At 54.5% G+C, this 22,790-nt stretch carries 19 protein-coding genes and 5 pseudogenes; 12 read left to right on the forward strand and 12 right to left on the reverse strand.

All coding sequences use genetic code 11. The annotated features are described in order from the left end of the window. Window positions 1–8: 8 nt before the first annotated feature. From gcl to allA, 3 genes are all read right to left on the reverse strand, one after another. Window positions 9–1,790 carry a glyoxylate carboligase gene (gene gcl, locus DA718_RS21295; RefSeq protein ID WP_112217229.1) on the reverse strand — a complete coding sequence of 594 codons (1,782 nt, stop codon included), beginning with the start codon at window positions 1,788–1,790 and terminating at the stop codon, window positions 9–11. Window positions 1,791–1,878: 88 nt separating this feature from the next. Continuing rightward, window positions 1,879–2,697, reverse strand: a complete 819-nt coding sequence (gene allR, locus DA718_RS21300; protein ID WP_112217228.1) for an HTH-type transcriptional repressor AllR — start codon at window positions 2,695–2,697, stop codon at window positions 1,879–1,881. 91 nt (window positions 2,698–2,788) lie between these two features. Beyond that, the gene (gene allA, locus DA718_RS21305) at window positions 2,789–3,271 is read right to left on the reverse strand and encodes an ureidoglycolate lyase (protein WP_112217227.1); all 483 of its coding nucleotides are present in this window, start codon (window positions 3,269–3,271) and stop codon (window positions 2,789–2,791) included. A 215-nt stretch (window positions 3,272–3,486) separates the two neighbouring features. Between allA and allS the strand changes: the two genes are divergently transcribed. Both allS and mnmH read left to right on the forward strand, forming a co-directional pair. Beyond that, window positions 3,487–4,410, forward strand: a complete 924-nt coding sequence (gene allS, locus DA718_RS21315; protein WP_112217226.1) for an HTH-type transcriptional activator AllS — start codon at window positions 3,487–3,489, stop codon at window positions 4,408–4,410. A gap of 87 nt (window positions 4,411–4,497) precedes the next feature. Further along, a complete protein-coding gene (gene mnmH, locus DA718_RS21320) occupies window positions 4,498–5,586 on the forward strand; it encodes a tRNA 2-selenouridine(34) synthase MnmH (RefSeq protein WP_112217240.1) in 1,089 nt (362 codons plus the stop codon). A gap of 63 nt (window positions 5,587–5,649) precedes the next feature. Here the strand turns inward: mnmH and DA718_RS21325 are convergent, their stop codons facing one another. Then, the gene (locus DA718_RS21325) at window positions 5,650–6,795 is read right to left on the reverse strand and encodes a porin (RefSeq protein WP_112217225.1); all 1,146 of its coding nucleotides are present in this window, start codon (window positions 6,793–6,795) and stop codon (window positions 5,650–5,652) included. A gap of 208 nt (window positions 6,796–7,003) precedes the next feature. Here DA718_RS21325 and DA718_RS21330 point away from each other — a divergent pair, with 208 nt between their 5' ends. Beyond that, a complete protein-coding gene (locus DA718_RS21330; protein ID WP_112217224.1) occupies window positions 7,004–7,312 on the forward strand; it encodes a monooxygenase in 309 nt (102 codons plus the stop codon). Between the two features lie 71 nt (window positions 7,313–7,383). Here DA718_RS21330 and ybbP read toward each other — a convergent pair whose 3' ends face one another. After that, window positions 7,384–9,801, reverse strand: a complete 2,418-nt coding sequence (gene ybbP / locus DA718_RS21335; RefSeq protein ID WP_112217223.1) for a putative ABC transporter permease subunit YbbP — start codon at window positions 9,799–9,801, stop codon at window positions 7,384–7,386. After that, window positions 9,798–10,484, reverse strand: coding sequence for a putative ABC transporter ATP-binding protein YbbA (gene ybbA, locus DA718_RS21340; protein ID WP_112217238.1), 687 nt, complete (start codon window positions 10,482–10,484; stop codon window positions 9,798–9,800). The genes ybbP and ybbA overlap by 4 nt, the downstream gene beginning before the upstream one ends. Here ybbA and tesA point away from each other — a divergent pair. The 3 genes from tesA to DA718_RS21355 all read left to right on the forward strand — a co-directional run bounded on the left by tesA (window position 10,452) and on the right by DA718_RS21355 (window position 12,916). Continuing rightward, window positions 10,452–11,078, forward strand: a complete 627-nt coding sequence (gene tesA, locus DA718_RS21345) for a multifunctional acyl-CoA thioesterase I/protease I/lysophospholipase L1 (protein WP_112217239.1) — start codon at window positions 10,452–10,454, stop codon at window positions 11,076–11,078. The two genes, ybbA and tesA, sit on opposite strands and share 33 nt — an antisense overlap. Beyond that, window positions 11,068–11,877 carry an SDR family oxidoreductase gene (locus DA718_RS21350; RefSeq protein ID WP_167492809.1) on the forward strand — a complete coding sequence of 270 codons (810 nt, stop codon included), beginning with the start codon at window positions 11,068–11,070 and terminating at the stop codon, window positions 11,875–11,877. Before tesA ends, DA718_RS21350 begins: the two co-directional genes overlap by 11 nt. Before the next feature lie 184 nt (window positions 11,878–12,061). Further along, entirely contained in the window at window positions 12,062–12,916 is an 855-nt protein-coding gene (locus tag DA718_RS21355) for a co-chaperone YbbN (protein WP_112217220.1), read from the forward strand. A 341-nt stretch (window positions 12,917–13,257) separates the two neighbouring features. Here the strand turns inward: DA718_RS21355 and fetB are convergent, their stop codons facing one another. Both fetB and fetA read right to left on the reverse strand, forming a co-directional pair. Further along, window positions 13,258–14,040 (reverse strand): iron efflux ABC transporter permease subunit FetB, encoded by a 783-nt coding sequence (gene fetB, locus DA718_RS21360; protein ID WP_112217219.1) that lies wholly within the window; start codon window positions 14,038–14,040, stop codon window positions 13,258–13,260. After that, window positions 14,027–14,704, reverse strand: coding sequence for an iron efflux ABC transporter ATP-binding subunit FetA (gene fetA, locus DA718_RS21365; RefSeq protein WP_112217218.1), 678 nt, complete (start codon window positions 14,702–14,704; stop codon window positions 14,027–14,029). Before fetA ends, fetB begins: the two co-directional genes overlap by 14 nt. Window positions 14,705–14,840: 136 nt before the next feature. On the opposite strand from fetA, the gene DA718_RS21370 reads away from it, so the two are divergent. The 3 genes and pseudogenes from DA718_RS21370 to DA718_RS21380 form a co-directional block, all read left to right on the forward strand. Continuing rightward, window positions 14,841–15,758 carry an SPFH domain-containing protein gene (locus DA718_RS21370; protein WP_112217217.1) on the forward strand — a complete coding sequence of 306 codons (918 nt, stop codon included), beginning with the start codon at window positions 14,841–14,843 and terminating at the stop codon, window positions 15,756–15,758. After that, window positions 15,755–16,198 (forward strand): annotated as a pseudogene (locus tag DA718_RS21375) (NfeD family protein); the annotation flags it as partial. The gene DA718_RS21370 and the pseudogene DA718_RS21375, both read left to right, overlap by 4 nt. Window positions 16,199–16,378: 180 nt before the next feature. Beyond that, window positions 16,379–17,131 (forward strand): annotated as a pseudogene (locus DA718_RS21380) (IS1380-like element ISEcp1 family transposase); the annotation flags it as partial. Between the two features lie 67 nt (window positions 17,132–17,198). Here the strand turns inward: DA718_RS21380 and DA718_RS21385 are convergent. From DA718_RS21385 to DA718_RS21400, 4 genes and pseudogenes are all read right to left on the reverse strand, one after another. Next, window positions 17,199–18,296, reverse strand: a pseudogene (locus DA718_RS21385) (TonB-dependent receptor domain-containing protein); the annotation flags it as partial. Between the two features lie 56 nt (window positions 18,297–18,352). Further along, window positions 18,353–19,321 carry an IS5-like element IS903B family transposase gene (locus tag DA718_RS21390; RefSeq protein WP_013362812.1) on the reverse strand — a complete coding sequence of 323 codons (969 nt, stop codon included), beginning with the start codon at window positions 19,319–19,321 and terminating at the stop codon, window positions 18,353–18,355. 34 nt (window positions 19,322–19,355) lie between these two features. Continuing rightward, window positions 19,356–20,231, reverse strand: a complete 876-nt coding sequence (locus DA718_RS21395; protein WP_001617865.1) for an extended-spectrum class A beta-lactamase CTX-M-14 — start codon at window positions 20,229–20,231, stop codon at window positions 19,356–19,358. A 249-nt stretch (window positions 20,232–20,480) separates the two neighbouring features. Further along, a pseudogene (locus DA718_RS21400) lies at window positions 20,481–20,996 on the reverse strand (IS1380-like element ISEcp1 family transposase); the annotation flags it as partial. On the opposite strand from DA718_RS21400, the pseudogene DA718_RS30490 reads away from it, so the two are divergent. The 3 genes and pseudogenes from DA718_RS30490 to DA718_RS21420 all read left to right on the forward strand — a co-directional run. Next, a pseudogene (locus DA718_RS30490) lies at window positions 20,993–21,463 on the forward strand (recombinase family protein); the annotation flags it as partial. The pseudogenes DA718_RS21400 and DA718_RS30490 sit on opposite strands and share 4 nt — an antisense overlap. A gap of 19 nt (window positions 21,464–21,482) precedes the next feature. Continuing rightward, window positions 21,483–22,271: a winged helix-turn-helix domain-containing protein gene (locus DA718_RS21415; RefSeq protein WP_014839978.1), complete on the forward strand. Its 789-nt coding sequence runs from the start codon at window positions 21,483–21,485 to the stop codon at window positions 22,269–22,271. Further along, entirely contained in the window at window positions 22,271–22,789 is a 519-nt protein-coding gene (locus DA718_RS21420; RefSeq protein WP_014839979.1) for a FidL-like protein, read from the forward strand. The genes DA718_RS21415 and DA718_RS21420 overlap by 1 nt, the downstream gene beginning before the upstream one ends. Window position 22,790: the final 1 nt, after the last annotated feature.

Consider the following 22,790-nt stretch of genomic DNA (forward strand, 5'->3'; position numbering starts at 1 on the left):
CACCTCATTTATTCATATTTCATAAAGCAGGTTTCGGTTGGCGCATCGATGGCGCTATCGGCAACGTCTTCGAATTCCATCACGTTATCCAACTCGCTACCCATCGAGATATTGGTCACGCGCTCAAGGATCACTTCCACAACGACCGGAACGCGATACTCTTTCATCCACGCTTTCGCCTGCTCAAATGCGGGCGCAATATCCTCAGGTTTGAAGACGCGAATCGCCTTACAGCCGAGGCCTTCAGCGACTTTCACGTGATCGACGCCGTAGCCGTTCACTTCGCTGGAGTTAATATTCTCGAACGCCAGCTGAACGCAGTAATCCATATCGAACGCGCGCTGGGACTGGCGGATTAAGCCCAGATAAGCGTTGTTCACCAGCACGTGAACGTAAGGAATGTTAAACTGCGCGCCCACCGCCAGCTCCTCAATCAGGAACTGGAAGTCGAAGTCGCCGGAAATCGCTACCACGTTACGTTCCGGGTCGGCGGCGCAGACGCCCAGCGCAGCAGGCAGCGTCCAGCCTAGCGGCCCCGCCTGACCGCAGTTGATCCAGTGGCGGTCTTTAAATACGTGCAGCATCTGCGCGGCGGCGATTTGCGACAGACCAATGGTGGTGACGTAGCACACGTCGCGGCCAAACGCTTTGTTCATCTCTTCATAGACGCGTTGCGGTTTAACCGGCACGTTATCAAAGTGGGTTTTACGCAGCAGCGTGCGCTTACGCTCCTGGCACTCGTCCACCCAGCCCTCGCGGCGCGGCAGGCGGCCCTCTTTCTGCATCTGCTGGGCGATCTCCACCAGTTGGGTCAACGCGGCTTTCGCATCGGAAACAATGCCTAAATCCGGGCACAGCACGCGGCCAATTTGCGTAGGTTCAATGTCGATATGGATAATTTTGCGGCCTGCGGTGTACTTCTCGACCGAACCGGTATGGCGGTTAGCAAAGCGGTTGCCGATACCGAACACCAGGTCGGAGGCCAGCAGCGTGGCGTTGCCGTAGCGATGGGCGGTTTGTAAGCCAACCATCCCGGCCATCAGCTCGTGGTCGTCCGGGATACAGCCCCAGCCCATCAGCGTCGGGATCACCGGCACATGAGTGATTTCCGCAAATTGCTGCAGCAGCGCCGCGGCATCGGCATTAATCACCCCGCCACCAGCGACAATCACCGGGCGCTCGGCCATCAGCAGCATCGCCAGCGCCTTTTCAATCTGCGGACGAGTGGCGACAGGCTTATAAGCCGGAAGCGGTGAATAGAGCTCAGGATCAAACTCGATTTCCGCCACCTGGACATCATAAGGCAGGTCAATCAACACCGGGCCCGGTCTGCCGGAACGCATCAGATGGAAAGCCTGCTGCAGCACGCCCGGCACCAGCGCCGCTTCGCGCACGGTTACCGCCATCTTGGTGACGGGCTTTGCGATGGACTCAATATCTACCGCCTGGAAATCTTCTTTATGCAGACGAGCGCGCGGTGCCTGACCGGTGATGCACAGAATAGGAATTGAGTCCGCGGAGGCAGAGTACAGGGCGGTGATCATATCCGTTCCCGCCGGGCCGGATGTTCCCAGACAGACGCCGATATTACCGGCAGTCGCGCGGGTATAGCCTTCTGCCATATGCGACGCGCCTTCCACGTGACGGGCCAGGATATGACGGATCCCACCATGCTGACGCATCGCCGAATAAAACGGGTTTATCGCCGCGCCGGGCACGCCAAATGCGGTGGTAATACCTTCTTTTTCCAGTACATACATTGCCGCGTCAACGGCTCTCATTTTTGCCATTTTTTACTACCTCGCTATATTGGAAAATTTTTCCAAACTTAAACAAAGCCAAAAAAGTCCCGCTCCTCCGAGCGGGTCGGATCGGCGATCAATCTGCCTGGGGCTTGAGTCCCAGCGCGGTGCTGATATTCCTTGCCGTCTCCCTCACCAGCTCTCCCTGGCTGACAAAACGGTCCGGGGTTAATCGGGACGCGGGTCCGGAAATCGAAATGGCCGCTACCACGGAACCCACATCATCGTAAACCGCTGAAGCAATGCAGTTTAATCCTGTCACATGCTCCTCCTGGTCAATGCTGTAGCCGCAGGCTCGCGCCTCATCCAGATTTCGCTGCAGGACCGGCAAATCCACGATCGTCGTCGGCGTAAACCGCTGCAGCCCGGTCTTCACAATCACATCGACCAGCTCTTCCGACGAGAGCGGGTACAACAACGCTTTCCCGGCTCCCGACGCGTGCAGCGGCAGTCGGCTTCCCAGCGGAGCGCACATTCGCACCATCGACTTGCACTCCTGCTGGCCAATCAGCACCGCTTCGTTGCCGTTGCGAATCGCCACATTGACCGTCTCGCCCGACATCAGCATTAGCCGCCGCATAAAGGGGCCGCCAACGGACAAGACATCCCGGTTGTGGATGTACGCCGAGCCGATATTGAACGCGCCAAGACCGATATGCCACCAGCCTAACTGACTGTCCTGATAAACAAAATCTGCGCCTTCCAGCACTTTAAGCAGGCGAAAGGTGGTCGATAACGGTAAGTCCAGATTCAGGGAAATATCGCTAACCGACGAGCTGCCGCCGCTCTTTTCAAGGTATTGCAGTATCGCGATCCCTCTCTCCAGCGCCTGAGCGCCTTTTTGCGCGGAAGGCTCCTGCTGGCCCGGCCTTCCACGCCTTCTTACTTCTGTCATACCTCGATTATCTCCGGCTCAAAACCTGAGCATAAATAGTGTGTAAGCGCCCACATGTTATGCAAGATAATCGGTAGCGTCACGTGCAACCTCACGCAAAGCTCAACTCCACGGTCGGGATCTCCACGACATCACAGTTATCTTTTCCACCACGATCGACGGTCAAAAAATCGGTTTCGACCTGCCAGGCAAACAGCGGGTGATGCCAGACATTGCGGTGGTAATTCACCCCCTGACGACCATTAGAGATAAATGCCCGCAGCGTGTTCATATCCGGCTCATCGCCTCCTGCCGCCACTACCACCACAAAGGCTTCGCCGTTCATCGGCATGAACGCCTGAGTTCCCAGAGGATGGCGCTCAAGCTCGGTCACCACAATCGGCAGTACCGCTGGCTGGGCGCGGTTGATGCTGATAAGCGTCCGATCCTGCTGCAGCGTCTCAACCTTGGCCAGGTCGTGAAAACGCTGCACTTTGCCATCATTAATATGGAAAAAATCCTGGCCTTCCGTTTCGATAACATCTCCGTAGGGGCGGAATGCTTCGTACGTCAGCGGCAATACTTCAAGCTTCATTGCATATTCCTTAGTCATTAAGAGCCGTTCCACCATCCTCGTCCAAAGAGGAAGTCGGTGTCTATGTCGGTCAATCTAGAGTCATCTAAAAGTGACATCAACTGTAAGTTGGAATAATTTTCCAAAACCTGATTTAAGCCACATAATTGAAAAGGATATTGTGAAAAAATACTTAAAAATCAGGGGTGAATTATTAAATAACGAGGAAATTAGCGATGCTAGATCCCGAAACACTACGTACCTTTGTTAGCGTCGCGGAGACCGGCAGTTTCTCCAGAGCGGCGGAAAAGCTGTACAAAACCACCGCCACTATTAGCTATCGCATCAAGCTGCTGGAGGATAACACCGGCGTAGCGCTGTTTAGCCGTACCACCCGTAGCGTCCTGCTTACCCCGGCGGGAATGCACCTGCTGGCGCAGGCCAGAGAGTGGCTGGGCTGGATTGACAGTATGCCCGGTGAGCTACAGCAGATAAACGACGGCGTTGAGCGTCAGGTCAATATCGTCGTGAATAACTTGATGTATCACCCTCAGGCCATTGCGCGACTGCTGGCCTGGCTCACTCAGCGCTATCCTTTTACACAGTTTCATTTTTCGCGCCAAATTTATATGGGCGTCTGGGATACGCTTCTTCACGATGACTTCTCGCTGGCGATTGGCGTCACCGGCACCGAACCGCTATCAGAAAATATTGCGGTCAACCCGCTGGGTGAAGTGACCTGGCTGTTCGTGATGTCGCCGAATCACCCCTTAAGCCAGCAAGCCGATCCGCTATCGGAAGCCCAGTTGCGTCGCTACCCGGCTGTCAACATTGAAGACAGCGCCCGCAGGCTGACCAAGCGCGTCGCCTGGCGCCTACCTGGACAAAAAGAGATTGTGGTTCCCGATATCGAAACCAAAGTCGCAGCGCACATTGCCGGTGTCGGCATCGGCTTTTTGCCGGAACCGCTGTGCCAGCCCCTTATCGCCCGCGGCGAGCTAATTGCCCGACAAATTCCGGCCATGCGCCCGCCTTCGCCTCTCAGTCTCGCCTGGCGCAAAGATCATCCCGGCAAAGCGGTGCAGGATATCGCCTCGCTGTTCAGCCATTCCGCCCCGGAAATTCAGGGATTCCTGACGCTATTCAGCGATACACCGTGAAAAATCAATCCAGTCTGCCGCCCACCGCGTACAATAGGCAGATTATCGCGTCGAGCGACGCGTCTGGATTGATTAACGGTTTGGATGATGGAATTAGTATCACAGAATATTCGGCAGATTCTCGCCAGCGATACGCCGCTGATTGACGTACGCGCCCCGATTGAGTTCAGGCAAAGCGCCATGCCCGCGGCGGTCAATCTGCCGCTGATGAACGATGACGAACGCGCTGCCGTCGGCACCTGCTATAAGCGTCAGGGGCCGGAAGCTGCGCTCGCGCTGGGACATCAGTTGGTCAACGGCGAGGTTCGCGCCAGCCGCCTTGCCGCCTGGAAAGAGGCTTGTGCGCGCCATCCCAATGGCTACCTGTGCTGTGCCCGCGGCGGCCAGCGGTCGCATATCGTACAGCAGTGGCTCAAGGAAGCTGGCGTTAATTACCCGCTGGTTGCCGGCGGCTATAAAGCGCTACGTCAGGCGGCTATTCAGATTACCGAAGAGCTGGTGCAGCGCCCTATCGTGCTGATCGGCGGCTGTACCGGTAACGGCAAAACCCAGTTGGTCTGCGCTCAACCGGACGGTATCGATCTCGAGGGCCTCGCTCATCATCGAGGTTCTTCGTTTGGCCGGACTTTGCAGGAGCAGCATCAGCAGGCCACCTTTGAAAATCATCTGGCCGTGGCGATGCTTAAAAAGTCCGTGCAACAGACGCGCTGGGTGCTGGAAGATGAAGGGCATATGATTGGCGCGAATCATCTCCCGGAGTGTATGCGCGTTCGCATGGCGCAGTCGCCGCTGGCGGTAGTGGAAGACCCGTTCGAGCTTCGCCTTGAACGGCTGCGCGAAGAGTATTTTACGCGGATGCATCGCGACTTTATTGCCGCCTGTGGCGAAGAGCAGGGCTGGCAGGAATATAGCGAATATCTGCATCATGGCTTGTTTGCCATTCGCCGTCGCCTGGGGTTACAGCGTTTTGCTCAGCTCACCGCTCTGCTTAATGAGGCGCTGCTTGAGCAGCAGCGTACCGCCAGCACAGAAGCGCATTTCAGCTGGCTGGTTCCCCTGCTGAACGAATATTACGATCCGATGTACCGTTATCAACTGGGCAAAAAAGCGGAGAAGATTGTTTTTCGCGGCAGCTGGCAGGAAGTCGCCGCCTGGTTAAAAAGTGCAGAGGAGTGATCCCCTCTCCCTTTGGGGAGAGGGAGAAAACCGGCGTACAGCGCCACCGGGAGCTGCCACAACTTAGAAGTCGTAGCGCAGACGCACCAGGTTCATATCGCCCAGGTTGTCGGTGCTGGACGTGAAGACGTGTTCGTAATCAACGCGGAAGCCGTAATCCAGCTGGAAGCTTACGCCGACGCCGTTATCAATACGCTGGTAGTTGCGGCCATTCACGTACTGCAAGCGGTCGCCCATAAAGTACGGCTGAATAGATTTCACCGCATACTGACCAATCGGGAATTTATAACCGGCGAAGTACTCAATACCCCAGGCATCGCCCGCGAAGTAGTTATGCACATCAGTTTTCTTGGTAGTCAGGAAGTTCTGATACCAACCACCGCCGAAGGAGAAGGTCCAGTTATCCGGCGTCCAGCTCAGCGCAGTACCGACGATGTTCTGATCGTAAGATTTGCTGTCTGAATTTGATGGGTTACGCATGTCGGCGCGGGTATAGTTCCACGCGGTGCCCCAGGTCAGGTCCTTCATGATGTGGTAATCCGCACCAATAGAACCCCCGCCTTTACGCTTATAGCGCAAGCCGTTGCCCGGCAAGTATTCGCTGTCTTCAAACAGATAAGAAGCGTAGAGATCGACATCGCCAACGGTTTTCTTATATTTCAGCATATTACGTGAACGGTAGGATCCATCGTAATCACCGTTGATCCCGTTGCCCGGCGCCTGGCCGACCATGTCATAATCCCAAATATCGGTTTTCACCCCGACGACATCGTAATAAACGCTGTTCTGCTGACCGTAGGTTAAGGTGCCCCAGGTATCGCTTTTCAGACCGGTATAGAGCATGCGGCGGCTGGTATTATTCGCGCCTTCGGCATAGTGGTTATCCCAGTCGAAGAGGGCTGGAATATTGACACCCAGTTCGTAGTAGCTAATCCAGCTAATATCATCAAACAGATAGTAGTCAGCGGCAAAACGGAAACGGGTGCCGCCGTCAAAACCATTGCGTTTATAAGAGCCTTTATCACCATCGCCGGACATCATATTGAACTGGGGACGGATACTCCCGCCAACGGTGAAGTTAAGACGGCTTAACGGATCGCCCGCCTGCGGATCTTGTTTTAACAGAGTAATCTCAGCCTGGGATGCAAAAGAGGTTAACGCCAGGGCTGCGCCGATCGATATCGCCAGCGCTTTTATTTTATGTGCCATACTTTTTCCTTGATTAATAAGCAACCTTATATTTGCCAATTGAATATTAACTGCGATTCAGTATGCCGTGTTGTTGGGTTTTTAATGTTTCGTGCGGTTAAAAATCAGTGACTTATCATTTTGTGCCGTTAAAATACCCATGGTTATAATTTCATCGTTTTGTCATTAAAATGAAGTATTACCGCTCTACATCATCCAAGGAGGAATTATGTCGAAAAAATTACTACAGCTGCACTTTGCCTTTAATGGCCCCTTCGGTAGCGACATGTCCCGTCAGCTCGTGGAGCTGGCCGAGTCAATTAATCAGGAGCCGGGGTTTATCTGGAAGGTCTGGACGGAGAGCGAAAAGAATCAGGAAGCGGGCGGGATCTATCTTTTTGAGGATGAAACAACTGCGCTTGCTTACCTCAACAAACACACCGCGCGCCTGAAATCTCTCGGCGTGGATGAGGTTATCTGCAAAGTTTTCGACGTTAATGAGCCGCTGACTGCGCTGAACCACGGTCATCTGCAATAGCAACTCGCATCCGTACAGGGTGAAAAACCCCGGGTTGCGGCTAACGCCTTACCCGGGCTACGTAACTAACTTTATCCCTGACTAAACTGGCGGAACAGCGCTTTGCCTTTTAGCAAACGCAACCCCAGCCAGCCGCCGCACAACGACAGCAATATCGCCCCGCAGAGCGGCAGCATTACCCACAGCCGCCAGTCCGGAGACCACGGGAAATCAAAGATTTTGCTTTGCAGAAGCGCCAGCGCCACCTCTGCGCCAATCGCCGCCACCACGCCGGAAACCACGCCCAGTAGGGCAAATTCAGCCCACAGCGTGGTGCGCAGCAGAGACTTCCCTGCCCCCAGCGTGCGCCAGACCACCAGCTCCTGATAGCGCTGACGCATCCCCACCTGCACCTGAGCCAGCAGCAACAAGACACCGCAGGCCGTCACCAGAATCACCATCACCTCCAGCGCACGGCTTACCTGAGTCAGCACCTGACCGATCTGCTGCAAAATCGCACCGATATCCAGCAGGCTGACGGTCGGGAATTCGCGGTTAAGCTGGGTGAGCATCCCGTTGCCGTTATCCCAGCGGAAGCTGGTGAGCCAGCTTTGCGGCTGCCCATCGAGCGCCCCCTGCGGGAAGATAAAGAAAAAGTTTGGCCGCAGGCTCTCCCAGTCCACTTTACGTACGCTGGTCACTTTGGCGCTAAAGTCCTGGGTATCGCCGGTAAAGGTCACGCTATCGCCGAGCTTCACCCCCAGCCGCTGCGCCAGCCCCTCTTCAATCGAGACTTCACCCGCTTTCGGCGGCCAGCTTCCGGCCACCAACGGGTTATGATCTGGCCGCTCGTTGCTCCAGGTGAGGTTCAGCTCCCGGTTCAGCGCTTCATCTTTATTGCCTTCCGCTGCCTGACCATTAATTTGCGTCAGGCGAGCGCGAACGATCGGATAGAACTCGGTAGCGCGGGTCTGATGTTCAGCGAGGAAGGTTTTCACCGGCACCACCTGCTCTGGCGCGATGTTAATCAGGAAATAGTTGGGGCTTTCCGGCGGCAGTTGCTGCTGCCAACGGTCAAGCAGATCGCCGCGCAGCACCAGCAGCAGGGCCAGCAGCATAAACGACAGCGAGAAAGCCGCCAGCTGGCTCAGCGTCGACCACGGCTGACGCAGCAGGCGGTTGACCGCCAGACGCAGCGGCAGCGCTTTCAGCGTCACGCGCTTCAGTAACCACAGAACGCCCCACCCCGCCAGGCCACACAGCAGCGCCAGCACCACCGCCCCCGCCAGTACCGCCCAGAGTAGAGGGCTGCCGCCCATCAGCAGCGCCAACAACGCAACCACCACCACGCACACCAGCGGAATATAGAACTTCAGCGGCCAGACGTTAGCGACAACATCCTGGCGCAAGACCCGCAGCGGCAGCGTCGCCAGCAGCAGCCGATAAGGACGAAGCCCGACCAGCAGGGAGATCACCACCATCGCGCCAATCGCCCACAGCCACGGCCAGCCGCTCGCCGCTGGCAGCGCCGCGGGGAGCACCGGTTTTAGCATCACCAGCAGAATATGTTCCAGCCCGACGCCCATCGCTCCGCCAGCAATCACCGCCAGCGCCAGCAGCATCAGCCACTGGCCGACGATCAGCTTGCGCAGCTGCGCCCGTCCTGCGCCGAGGGTTTTGAGGATCGCCACCAGATCGTAACGGCTGCGGCAATAATGGCTCATCGCCACTGCCACTGCGGCAACCGCCAACAGCAGCGTTAACAGCGCCGACAGCAGTAAAAACTGCTGCGAGCGCTCCAGCGATTTACCTAACGCGCTGTCGTCCTGCTCCAGGCCAATCCAGCGATGTTCCGGCCCCAGCTTCGGCAGCAGCCACTTTTCATAGTCCACCAGCTGCTGCGGAGTTCCGGCATATTTATAGCGCCAGGAGACGCGGCTGCCGGGCTGCACCGCGCCGGTTTTCACCACATCAGCGGTATTCATCATCAGCCGCGGTGCCATCTGGAAAGGGTTAAATCCGGCGTCCGGCTCCTGAATCACCTCTCCGGCAATGCGCAGCGTGGCGTCACCCACGTCAATGGTGTCGCCGGTTTTCAGGTTCAACAGAGCCATCAATCGCGGCGCCAGCAGCACGGTTCCGGCCTGCGGCTTCAGCCCCGGCGGCTGGGTTTGCAGCTGACCATATAGCGGATAGGTGTCGTCAACCGCTTTCACCTCCGCCAGCTGCGGCGTATCGCCGGAAAAAGTCATGGTAGCGAAGTTCAGCTGCTCGCCAACGGTTAAGCCGAGCCGACGCGCTTCGTCAATCCACGCGCCAGGGACCTCGCGCGAACTGCGCAGCGTGCGGTCTCCGGCCATAAATTCCCGGCTCTGTTGGCTGAGGCCTTTCTCCATGCGGTCGCTTATCGATCCCAGCGCCAGCACGCAGGCCACCGCCAGGCTCAGCGCCAGCCAGACAATCAGCAGCGACGGCGAGCGCCATTCGCGCCAGAACCAGCGGGCAATCATGCTTCCTCCTGCAGTTGGCCATCAACCAGCCGCAGCCGTCGGTCGCAGCGCCCTGCCAGCAGCGGGTCGTGGGTCACCAGAATTAGCGTAGTGCCGTGCTCGCGGTTCAGTGAAAACAGCAGGTCGGCAATTTTATCCCCTGTCTGCCTGTCGAGGTTACCGGTGGGTTCATCAGCAAACAGCAGCTCCGGGCGGCCGTTAAACGCACGCGCCAGCGCCACCCTCTGCTGCTCACCGCCGGAAAGTTGTACTGGCAGATGATGCAGGCGTTTACCCAGACCTAGCTGCTCCAGCAATGCCTGAGCGCCGCCGCGGCTTTTCCTGTCGCTTTCACCGCGCAGCAGCGCCGGAAGCTCGACGTTTTCCAGCGCATTAAGCGTCGGTATCAGCATAAAAGATTGAAAAACAAAGCCGACATGCTTAGCGCGCAGCTTTGCTCGCGCCTCTTCGTCCATCTGATGCAGCGGCTGCCCGATCAGCGAGACTTCTCCGCTCGTGCCGTCATCCAGACCGGCGAGAATCGCCAGCAGCGTCGATTTACCGGAACCCGACTCGCCAATCAGGGCGATGGTCTGCCCCTGTTTGACAACCAGCTCAACTCCGGTAAGGATGGAAAGCTGATGCTCACCCTGACCGACGGACTTCTTAAGATGATGAACTTCAAGTATGTTTTCCGCTGGCATTTGCCTTTCCTGTTTCTGGTCCTGTTTACCTGCCGCGCGATGGCGGCCGACACGCTGTTGGTTCTCGGCGACAGTCTGAGCGCCGGTTATCGAATGGCGGGCAATACCGCCTGGCCTGCGCTGCTTAATGATAAGTGGCAGGCAAAAACGCCGGTCGTTAACGCCAGCATCAGCGGCGATACCTCACAGCAGGGGCTGGCAAGGCTTCCGGCGTTGCTCAAGCAGCATCAGCCGCGCTGGGTGCTGGTTGAGCTGGGTGGCAACGATGGGCTGCGCGGTTTCCCGCCGCAGCAGACGGAGCAGACCCTGCGTACCATTATTCAGGATATCAAGGCGGCGAACGCCGAGCCTTTGCTGATGCAAATTCGCCTGCCCGCTAACTATGGTCGCCGTTATAATGAAGCCTTTAGCGCAATCTATCCGGCACTGGCCAAAGAGTTTGATATTCCTCTGCTGCCCTTTTTTATGGAAGAGGTTTATCTGAAACCACAATGGATGCAGGACGATGGAATTCACCCTAATCGCGACGCCCAGCCGTTTATCGCCGACTGGATGGCCACGCGTTTGGCTCCCTTAGTTAATCATGACTCCTGATAGCCGGGAGTCGTCTGCAGGTAAAGTTATGCAAAAATCGGTTTTAGTTACAGGATGTTCCAGCGGAATTGGCCTTGAAAGCGCGCTGGATTTAAAGCGCCAGGGCTTTAATGTGCTGGCCGCCTGCCGTAAAGCGGACGATGTCGCGCGGATGCAGGAGCTTGGTATGACCGGTGTTTTGCTGGATCTTGACGATCCGCAGAGCGTTGAACGCGCTGCCGCAGAGGTCATCGCCCTGACTGGCAATCGTTTGTACGGCCTGTTTAACAACGCGGGCTACGGTGTCTACGGCCCGCTGCCGACCATTAGCCGTCAGCAGATGGAGCAGCAGTTTTCCGCTAACTTTTTTGGCGCACATCAGTTAACGATGCTGCTGCTTCCAGCAATGGAGCCGCATGGCGAAGGGCGTATCGTGATGACCTCATCGGTGATGGGGATAATCTCCAGCCCAGGTCGCGGCGCCTATGCCGCCAGTAAATATGCGCTGGAGGCGTGGTCCGATGCCCTGCGTATGGAACTGCGCCATAGCGGAATTAAGGTCAGCCTGATTGAGCCTGGCCCTATCCGTACCCAATTTACCACCAACGTTAACCAGACTCAGGCCGACAAGCCAGTGGAAAATCCGGGCATCGCCGCCCGTTTTACCCTCGGGCCGGAAGCAGTGGTGGAAAAGGTGCGCCATGCATTTGTCAGCGATAAACCGAAACTGCGCTATCCGGTAACCCTGGTGACGCACGCTGTGGCCCTGTTGAAACGTCTGCTGCCGACCCGCGCGATGGACAAAATTATCCAGGGCTGAGTTGAAGCACCTGCCGCTGCCCCCATATCCCTATATACACAAAATCATTCAAGATGCATCGAGGCGGCAAGTCTGTGAATCCCCAGGAGCTTACTCAAGTAAGTGACTGGGGTGAGAAGACGCAGCCAACAAAGAGGCAGTTTGAAGGATGACGAGTATAAGTATCGACTAAAGAGATTCGCTCATGTCCGCACAAAATATTATCAATATTACCGAAGCCAACCTACACCAGACGCTGCAGCAATCCGCTGCAACGCCAGTGCTGTTCTATTTCTGGTCCGCGCGCAGCCAACACTGCGAACAGCTGACGCCGGTGCTGGAAAGCCTGGCCGCGCAGTACAACGGTCTGTTTACTCTGGCAAAAGTTGACTGCGACGCCGAGCAAATGCTGGCTTCACAGTTTGGCCTGCGCGCTATCCCTACGGTATACCTGTTCCAGAACGGCCAGCCAGTGGACGGATTCGAAGGGCCGCAGCCGGAAGAAGCGGTTCGTGCGCTGCTGGATAAATTCCTGCCTCGCGAAGAGGAGCTGAAAGCGCAGCAGGCAATGGCGCTGATGCAGGAAGAGAACTACGCCGATGCATTACCGCTGCTGAAAGATGCCTGGCAGTTGTCGAACCAGGACAGCCAGATTGGCCTGCTGCTGGCGGAAACGTTGATTGCGCTGCATCGTTCCGATGAAGCGGAAACCGTGTTGAAGACCGTGCCGTTGCAGGATCAGGACACCCGTTATCAGGGACTGGTGGCGCAGATTGAGCTGCTGAAAAAAGCTGCCGATACACCGGAAATCCAGCAACTGCAGCAGCAGGTGGAGCAGAATCCGGAAGACGCGGCGCTGGCCGCCCAACTGGCGTTGCAGCTGCATCAGGTGGGGCGTAATGAAGAGGCGCTGACGCTGCTGTTCAGCCATCTGCAAAAAGACTTAGGCGCTGGCAACGGCGAAGTACGTAAGATGCTTCAGGAGATCCTCTCCGCGCTCGGCACTGGTGACGCGCTGGCCGCGAAGTACCGCCGCCAGCTCTATTCACTGCTTTATTAATCGTAAAGACCCCGGTGGCGCTGACCGGGCTACGGGTTCACCGTTGTCTGCGGGCCGGCAGCCCGGACAGATGCGCAGCATCGCCTCCGGGAAATGTGCCGGGTCTGATACCCAGGCGTGGCATTTTCCCGGTGGCGCTGCGCTGACCGGGCTACGGGTTCACCGTTGTCTGCGGGCCGGTAGCCCGGACAGATGCGCAGCATCGCCTCCGGGAAATGTGCCGGGTCTGATACCCAGGCGTGGCATTTTCCCGGTGGCGCTGCGCTGACCGGGCTACGAGTTCACCGCTGTCTGCGGGCCGGTAGCCCGGGTAAGGCGTTTACGCCGCAACCCGGGGAAAGCTACGGGCGCTTTTTCAACTGCGTTACCACCAGCTGATGGCGAGCGTTAAAGAACTTCCGATAGGTCAGATACCCGGCGATAATCGTTGACAGACTGGCGGTCGATAGCAGCATAAACGTCACCATAATCTGATACTTAATCGCTTTTACCGGGTCAATTCCGGCAAAAATCAAGCCCGACATCATCCCAGGCAAACTCACCAGCCCAACCGTTTTTGCGGAATCGACTGTTGGGATCAGCGCGGCGCGAATGCTATCGCGAATCAGCCTTGCCGAGGCCATCTTCGGCGTCGCCCCCAGGCTCAATTTCTCCTGAATCTGCTGCTGCTCGCTGCTAAAACGCTGGCCCATATTGTTGTAGCACAGCCCCACCGCCACCATTGCGTTTCCAGCGACCATCCCGGCAATCGGGATCACCTGCATCGGCACAAAAGCAATCGACCCGGAAAAGACCAGCACCGCCAGCGTTAACCCGGCACCGGTCGTTATCGCGATAAACGAGGAGACAAAGGCTTTATCGATATATTTACTGCGTTTTTTCGCATTCCACGCCGCGTTAAAACAGATAAACAGCACCATCAGCAGGGTCAGTACGGCATGATTGACGTTAAAGATATATTTCAGTACGTAGCCGACGATAATCAGTTGCACAATCGCCCGGCAAATACTCCAGATAATATCTTTTTCCAGCGCCAGCTTTTCCCGGTAGCTGACCACAATCGCCACCAGCACCAGAAGCATGGATAACGCCAGCGACTCATTGGTAATATTATGCCCGTTCACTTTTCACCTCCTGAACTTTCCCCGTGACAGGCTGGAGCGTAATCACCTCATCCGCATGAGCGATTTCATTTTGATCGTGAGTCACCCACAACACGGCAATATTTTTTTCCGTCACATAGCGATGAATAATGTCATTCACATTGCTTTTATTACTCTCGTCCAGCGCGCTGGTAATTTCATCTAATAGCAGCACCTGCGGTAAAAATTGCAGATTACGAATCAATGACACGCGCTGTTTTTCGCCGCCGGAAAGTTCATTGATTGATTTTTCCAGCGTGTTTTCCGCCAGCCCAAAGCGCAACAGATCGGCCACCAGTGCTTTCTGATCCGGCTGTTTATTACGGATTTGCCACGGAAAGACCAGATTGTCATACACCGAATCACCAAACAGTGCGGGAGTCTGCGCACAGTACGAAACCTGCTGGCGGTAGGTTTCCGGCGATAACGTATTAATATCCTTACCTTCAAAAAAAATCCGCCCTGAGGTTGGACTGAGAAGGGAGGCAATAATTTTTAATAGCGTGCTTTTCCCACAACCGGAAGGTCCGGTAATCAGTTTAAATTCCCCGGCCCTGAGCTGAAGATTAACCTCGTTGAGAATCACCACATCGTCGGCCTGAAACCCCACACCTTCCAGGTGCAAAATAGCGTTACTTTCCGTCATTATTCTTCCTATTTTTTCCACAACGATGCTAGTTTACTCCAGTTTTCTTTCACCTGGATGCGCAGAAAGATATACTCTGGTTAAACATGCGCCACGCTCTCGGTGCGCCAACAGGCAACAAGACAGGAGGTTTTTGATGCTGATTTTTATCCCCATTCTTATTTTCGTCGCACTGGTTATCGTTATTGCCGGTGTAAAAATCGTCCCTCAGGGATTCCAGTGGACCGTCGAACGCTTTGGTCGTTATACAAAAACGCTACAACCCGGCTTAAACCTTGTTGTGCCGTTTATGGATCGTGTCGGGCGCAAAATTAACATGATGGAGCAGGTCCTTGACATCCCTTCGCAGGAGGTCATTTCGCGCGATAACGCCAACGTTACTATTGATGCGGTGTGCTTTATTCAGGTCATCGACGCGCCAAAAGCCGCCTATGAGGTTAGCAACCTTGAGCTAGCGATCATCAACCTGACCATGACCAACATTCGTACCGTACTGGGCTCCATGGAACTGGATGAAATGCTCTCCCAGCGCGACAGCATCAATACCCGCCTGCTGCATATTGTCGATGAAGCGACTAACCCGTGGGGGATCAAAATCACCCGCGTGGAGATCCGCGACGTGCGCCCACCGGCTGAGCTGATTGCCTCAATGAATGCTCAGATGAAAGCCGAACGAACCAAACGTGCCTATATCCTTGAGGCCGAAGGGGTGCGTCAGGCTGAGATCCTGAAAGCGGAAGGTGAAAAGCAATCACAGATTCTTAAAGCCGAAGGTGAGCGTCAGTCAGCGTTTTTACAGGCAGAGGCCCGCGAACGTTCTGCGGAAGCGGAAGCTCGAGCCACACAGATGGTTTCTACGGCGATTGCCGAAGGCGATATTCAGGCAATCAACTACTTTGTCGCGCAGAAATATACCGATGCGCTACAACAGATTGGTGCCGCCAACAACAGTAAAGTGGTGCTGATGCCACTGGATGCCACCAGCCTGATGGGCTCCATCGCCGGGATTAGCGAGCTGATTAAAGAAGGCGCTGGCGACCGGAAAAAATCATGATTGAGATGATTATTGCCCATCCGCATATTTTCTGGCTCAGCCTCGGCGGGTTGCTGCTGGCGGCGGAAATGCTTGGCGGCAACGGTTATCTGCTGTGGAGCGGCATCGCGGGGGTCATTACCGGCTTGTTAATCTGGATGCTACCGTTTAGCTGGGAGTGGCAGGGAACGCTGTTCGCCGTGCTGACCCTGCTGGCGGCCTGGCTGTGGTCACGCTGGTTGCGTAACAGCGTCAAGCGCCAGAAACCCGCAGATGCCCAGCTCAATCAGCGTGGGCTACAGCTGATCGGTCGTCGCTTCACGCTGGAAACCGCGCTGATCAACGGTCGCGGCCACGTGCGCGTCGGCGATAGCTCATGGCCGGTGATTGCCGAGGACGACCTCGCGGCGGGCAGCAAGGTTGAAGTGGTCGCCATCGAAGGCATAACCCTACATCCTAGATTCTACGTCAGTACTTCAAAAAGCATAATCAAAGCCTTGATAAATATGCATTCCTTCGAAATTCAGCTTTCACCCATTGGGTGAAAGAAAAGTGCTCAAAAATATGTTAAATTATCAGCTTTTATGACTCGATATATGGTAAAATAATAGTAAGAAAAGTAGTAAAAAGGGGTTCTAATTATGATTAATAAAATTGATTTCAAAGCTAAGAATCTAACATCAAATGCAGGTCTTTTTCTGCTCCTTGAGAATGCAAAAAGCAATGGGATTTTTGATTTTATTGAAAATGACCTCGTATTTGATAATGACTCAACAAATAAAATCAAGATGAATCATATAAAGACCATGCTCTGCGGTCACTTCATTGGCATTGATAAGTTAGAACGTCTAAAGCTACTTCAAAATGATCCCCTCGTCAACGAGTTTGATATTTCCGTAAAAGAACCTGAAACAGTGTCACGGTTTCTAGGAAACTTCAACTTCAAGACAACCCAAATGTTTAGAGACATTAATTTTAAAGTCTTTAAAAAACTGCTCACTAAAAGTAAATTGACATCCATTACGATTGATATTGATAGTAGTGTAATTAACGTAGAAGGTCATCAAGAAGGTGCGTCAAAAGGATATAATCCTAAGAAACTGGGAAACCGATGCTACAATATCCAATTTGCATTTTGCGACGAATTAAAAGCATATGTTACCGGATTTGTAAGAAGTGGCAATACTTACACTGCAAACGGTGCTGCGGAAATGATCAAAGAAATTGTTGCTAACATCAAATCAGACGATTTAGAAATTTTATTTCGAATGGATAGTGGCTACTTTGATGAAAAAATTATCGAAACGATAGAATCTCTTGGATGCAAATATTTAATTAAAGCCAAAAGTTATTCTACACTCACCTCACAAGCAACGAATTCATCAATTGTATTCCCAGGAATCAACGCCTTTACCCGCTGCCGGAGCCTCACCTCAATAGCACTCTCCGGCAGCCGTATTGTTACAGCGAATCAAACTGATAGCTGACCGATAGCCCAACGCCATAGTTACGGCCCGGCGCCGGTTCATAATAGCGTCCGTTGCTCTCGTTGACGATAACAGAGCCGACGTAGCGCTTATCAAACAGGTTATCAACGCGCGTATAGAGGTCGACGGTCCAGTTATCTAGCACATATTTATAGCCGGTATTCAGTGCCGTCACCGTATAGGCTGGAGCCTGCTCGCTATTGGCATCGTTGACCTGAATATCGCTCATATAGCGGACTTCAGCGCCAGCGTACCATCCCTCTTCCGGCACCCAGCCAAAGGAGGCATAGGCGCTATTACGTGCAATCCCCGGGATCCGATTGCCGCTCTGAATAGCATCGCCGGCGTTTTCACGGTAGGTCGCATCCAGCAGCGTCCACGCCAGTTTGGCGCGCCAGGCGGGCGCAAATTGCTGATCCCATCCCAGTTCGACCCCGCGGCGGCGCGTCTTGCCCGCGTTCTGATAGGACGTACGGCCATTGTCGCTGGCGGCAACGACAATTTCATTTTTCGTGTCCGTATTGAAGACGCTCAGGCTCGCCATCCCGGTGCCCACCTGCCATTTACTGCCTGCTTCAACGGTGGTGTTAGTGGCCGGTTGCAGAGCAAAGTTAAGCCCGGACTGACCATCGGGACGATAGGACAGCTCGTTAATGGTCGGCGTTTCAAATCCCCTCCCGGCAGAGAGGTAAACGTTCCACTGCGGCGTCATGGCATACTTCAGCGCTGCCGCCGGAAGCCACTTGTGATAGCTCGCTTCGCCGCTATCATCACCATTTTTACCTACAACATAACGATCGTTGGAATCAAACCATACCGAGCTATAGCGCGCCCCGGCGTCCAGCCCCAGGGCTGAGGTGAGCTGCCAGTGCGTTTGAATGTAGGGATCGAGGTTCCACATCAGGTTACGTTCGTTACGTCGCATATCACCTTTGGTGCCGAGATCGTAAACGCCGTTCTGATAAACAAAGTTCTCATAGCCTTTGCGCTGTTCGGTCATCGCCTCGTAATCAAGGCCGGTGGTGATGGCGTAAGGGATAAAACCGCTGTCATCGTGGTGTGTCCAGCGCGTGGCTTTGTTGAATAAATCAGATTTCGGGTAAGTCTCCCCCGTAGCGGGTTGTGTTTTCAGGCAATACGCACGCTTTCAGGCATACCTGCTTTCGTCATTTTGTTCAGCGCTCGTACCAGGGCCATAGCCTCCGCAACCTGACCATCGTAGTCACGCAGCGTCAGTGAACCCCCGAACAGCTGTTTTACCCGGTACATCGCCGTTTCCGCTATCGAGCGACGGTTGTAATCTGTTGTCCATTTCCACCGCGCATTACTCCCGGTCATTCGCTGATTAGCCACTGCACGGTTACGGTCTGCATATTCACCGGGCCAGTAACCCGCACCTTTTCGGGGCGGGATAAGCGCGCTGATTTTCTTACGCCGCAGTTCATCGTGACAGAGCCGGGTATCGTAAGCTCCATCGGCGGCGGCTGACCTGATTTTCCGGTGGGTTTGCCGGATTAACCCGGGGAAGGCCTCTGAGTCCGTAACGTTGTTCAGCGACAGGTCAGCGCAGATGATTTCATGTGTTTTACTGTCAACTGCCAGATGCAGCTTACGCCATATACGACGGCGTTCCTGGCCATGCTTTTTGACTTTCCACTCGCCTTCACCGAAGACCTTCAGCCCGGTGGAATCAATTACCAGGTGTGCGATTTCACCCCGGGTGGGCGTTTTGAAACTGATATTAACCGACTTTGCCCGCCTGCTGACACAGCTGTAATCCGGGCAGCGTAGCGGAACGTTCATCAGAGAAAAAATGGAATCAATAAAGCCCTGCGCAGCGCGCAGGGTCAGCCTGAATACGCGTTTAATGACCAGCACAGTCGTGATGGCAAGGTCAGAATAGCGCTGAGGTCTGCCTCGTGAAGAAGGTGTTGCTGACTCATACCAGGCCTGAATAGCTTCATCATCCAGCCAGAAAGTTATGGAGCCACGGTTGATGAGGGCTTTATTGTAGGTGGGCCAGTTGGTGATTTTGAACTTTTGCTTTGCCACGGAACGGTCTGCGTTGTCGGGAAGATACGTGATCTGATCCTTCAACTCAGCAAAAGTTCGATTTATTCAACAAAACCAGTTACAGCCCTTCGGCGATGATTCTCGCCGCTGAAGCCAGCACATCGCGGCGGCTCTCTGCGTTCTGTTGCGGCTGGGTAAAATAGGTCACCAGAACCAGCGGCGCACGACCCTGCGGCCAGATCACCGCAATATCATTGGTGGTGCCGTAGTCGCCGCTGCCGGTCTTATCACCCACAGTCCACGACGTCGGTAAGCCGGCCCGAATGCTGGCTGCGCCGGTCGTATTGCCTTTGAGCCACGTCACCAACTGCGCCCGCTGGGTTTCGCCCAGCGCATGACCCAGCGTAAGCTGACGCAACGTCTGCGCCATCGCCCGCGGCGTGGTGGTGTCTCTCGGGTCGCCGGGAATGGCGGTATTCAGCGTAGGTTCAGTGCGATCCAGACGAAACGTCTCATCGCCGATCGCGCGGGCAAAAGCCGTCACGCCTCCCGGGCCACCGAGCTGGGCAATCAATTTGTTCATGGCGGTATTGTCGCTGTACTGCAACGCGGCCGCGCTCAGTTCTGCCAGCGTCATTGTGCCGTTGACGTGTTTTTCGGCAATCGGATTGTAGTTAACCAGATCGGCAGGCTTGATCTCGACAGGCTGATTAAGCAGCTGCTTTTGCGTTTCACTCTGCTTAAGCACCGCCGCGGCCGCCATAACTTTACTGGTACTGCACATTGGAAAGCGTTCATCACCGCGATAAAGCACCTGCGTATTATCTGCGGTATCGATGAGCGCGACGCCCAGCCGCCCTCCGCTGCTTTTCTCCAGCGCCGCCAGCTTTTGCTGCACCGCACTCGTCTGCGCATAAAGCGGCGCGCTGCCCAGCAGCAGCGGAATGCACGCCGCCGCCGCGAACATCATCCGTTGCACTCTCTTTGTCACCATCTCAAACTCCCAATACGGTCAATCCGTGTTACATCAGTATTCCCTAAATTCCACGTGTGTTTTTTATTAGCTTCAAAAATCACTATTTCACGAAGAATTTAGACTGCTTCTCACACATTGTAACATTATTTACAACCACCTTTCAATCATTTTTGATAAATCATTGATTTCATCTTTGCTGCAATGATACTTAATAAACTCTGCAAGTTATCCACAGAGCAACACTCAATTTTATTGATGATATTCTTATTATACCAGACATTTTTCATACACTCCCTTGTACGGATAGTTTTCCGACAACTTCATGATTACATATCTTGCGGTTTTGATTATTTTTGCTGCAAGAAATACATACTTCAAACGAAAGGTCTTTATTTGCTGTCTGTATTCTGAAGAGTCCAAGGAATCAAACTTGAACAACAAAAATAGGTTATATGAAAGCATCATCATTTGAAACACGGCTTCATTCGCCCAAAATGACTTTAGCAAGAGATGACCCACCGCCATGTCGTATTTGGCTTCTTTGATATAGTTTTCAGCATTACCACGCTTTTCATAGTATATAACTACTTTTTCAGAAAGCAAGGTAGTATTTGTTACAAAGAAAAAGTAGTCGTATTCGGAACCTTCTAAAAGTGATAATTGTGCTCTTTCTTTTTCTGGTTTCAGTACGCGAGATACGACAAATCTTCTGTCTTTTTCCCATTTAACTAATTTTGTATACAGTTCTGTAGTTTCTCTACCTTCTTCTCCTTTAACGAATACGCGAAGGCGACACGGTCGTGGTGCACAGCATGGATCGTCTGGCGCGCAACCTCGACGACCTGCGCCGCCTGGTGCAGGGCCTCACCCAGCGCGGCGTACGCATCGAGTTCCTTAAGGAGCATTTGACCTTCACCGGCGAGGACTCGCCGATGGCGAACCTGATGCTGTCGGTAATGGGCGCGTTCGCCGAGTTCGAACGCGCCTTGATCCGCGAGCGGCAGCGCGAGGGCATCGCGCTCGCCAAGCTGGCAATGCCCGATGAACCGGTGCTGCGCAAATGCTGGCGCGACTGGATGCTGGAGAAACTGGCGCAGGGCGATGAGCTGGATAACAGCCCAACCGGCACGCTGGTGCGCTACGCCGCTGACGGCATCTGGCTTTCGGAGTTGACGGAAGGGATCACCATGAGCGCCGACCACCGTCGCGCGCTGGTTGACTCCCTGAATAAAATGACGCTTCCCGCGTGAAGCACAGACTGAGGCCGCGATGCGCTACAACATCAATGCCCGTTTTATCTACGACGCCACCGACGGAACCCTGACGCTGCCGCAAAGCGATGAACCGGACAGCCAGCTATCCCTCACCGCCAGCGCCCTGTTTAACTATTTTCTGCGCCATACCGAGATTGTCAGCCGGGAAGATGTTCTGAAAAAAGTCTGGGATGACAATGGATTAACCTCATCCAACAGCAATCTGAATCAGTATCTCAGCATGCTGCGGAAGACCTTTCGCCATTACGGCGTCGATAACATCATCGTCACCGTCTCGCGCGGCTATTTGCAGCTTAATCCCGAGGTCATTATCGAAGCGCTGGACGACGCGCCGCCGGTTTCACCACAACAGACGCCTGCCGAACCGCCGCCCGTTACGACAACGCCAGACGCACCGCGCTCCGCACATGCTCGCGGGATGTGCTGGTACATGGCCGGAGCCTGCTTGCTCACCATTGCCCTGCTTCTGGTTGCCTTCAGTCTGGTCGGCATCAGTGAATCCCAGCCTATCGCGCTGACCCGCCTCAGCCATAGCCAGTGCGAACTGCTGGCCAGCGATGAAATGCGACGTTCGGTCAGTGAAGAGTCCTACGGCAAAAACTTCGATGAGGTACGCCAGCGGCTGAATATTGCCTGTAAACCCGGTGAACGTTTTCTTTTCTTCTACGGCGATCGGCTCGAAACCAACGGGCTGGGGCGCGTGTTCCTTGCCCACTGCGCCATGCATGAAGATAACCCGTTCAGCTATTGCGATAACTACTTTTACTACTCCTGGAAGCCGTAATGAGACTCGCGCCGCGTCCGTTCTTTGCCCTCTGCGTTCTGGTATTTATTGCCGCCGCCGCGTTTAGCGCCTGGCGGCTGCTGCCTGCCGACAACGCGGGTGTCATGAGCTGTTCCACTAAGGGCATCATGCGCTTTGAGAACATGGACAAAGAGAACGTTAACGGCAATATTCACTTCAATTTTGGCGCGCAGGGTAAAGGCTCGATGGTGGTCGAAGGTTACACCGACTCCGCCGCCGGCTGGCTCTACCTGCAACGCTACGTGAAGTTTACCTACAGCAGCAAACGCATCTCGGCCACCGAGCGTCATTACCGCATCAATCAGTGGGAATCGAGCGCCTCCTCGATTGATGAATCGCCGAACGTGATTTTCGACTACTTTATGCGCGAGATGTCCGACAGCCACGACGGGCTGTTTCTCAACGCTCAGAAGCTCAACGAAAAGGCTATCTTGCTCAGCTCTATCAATTCACCGCTGTGGATCTGCACGTTGAAATCCGGCAGTAAGCTGAACTAAC

Source organism: Klebsiella huaxiensis, assembly GCF_003261575.2.
GTDB classification, from domain to species: domain Bacteria; phylum Pseudomonadota; class Gammaproteobacteria; order Enterobacterales; family Enterobacteriaceae; genus Klebsiella; species Klebsiella huaxiensis.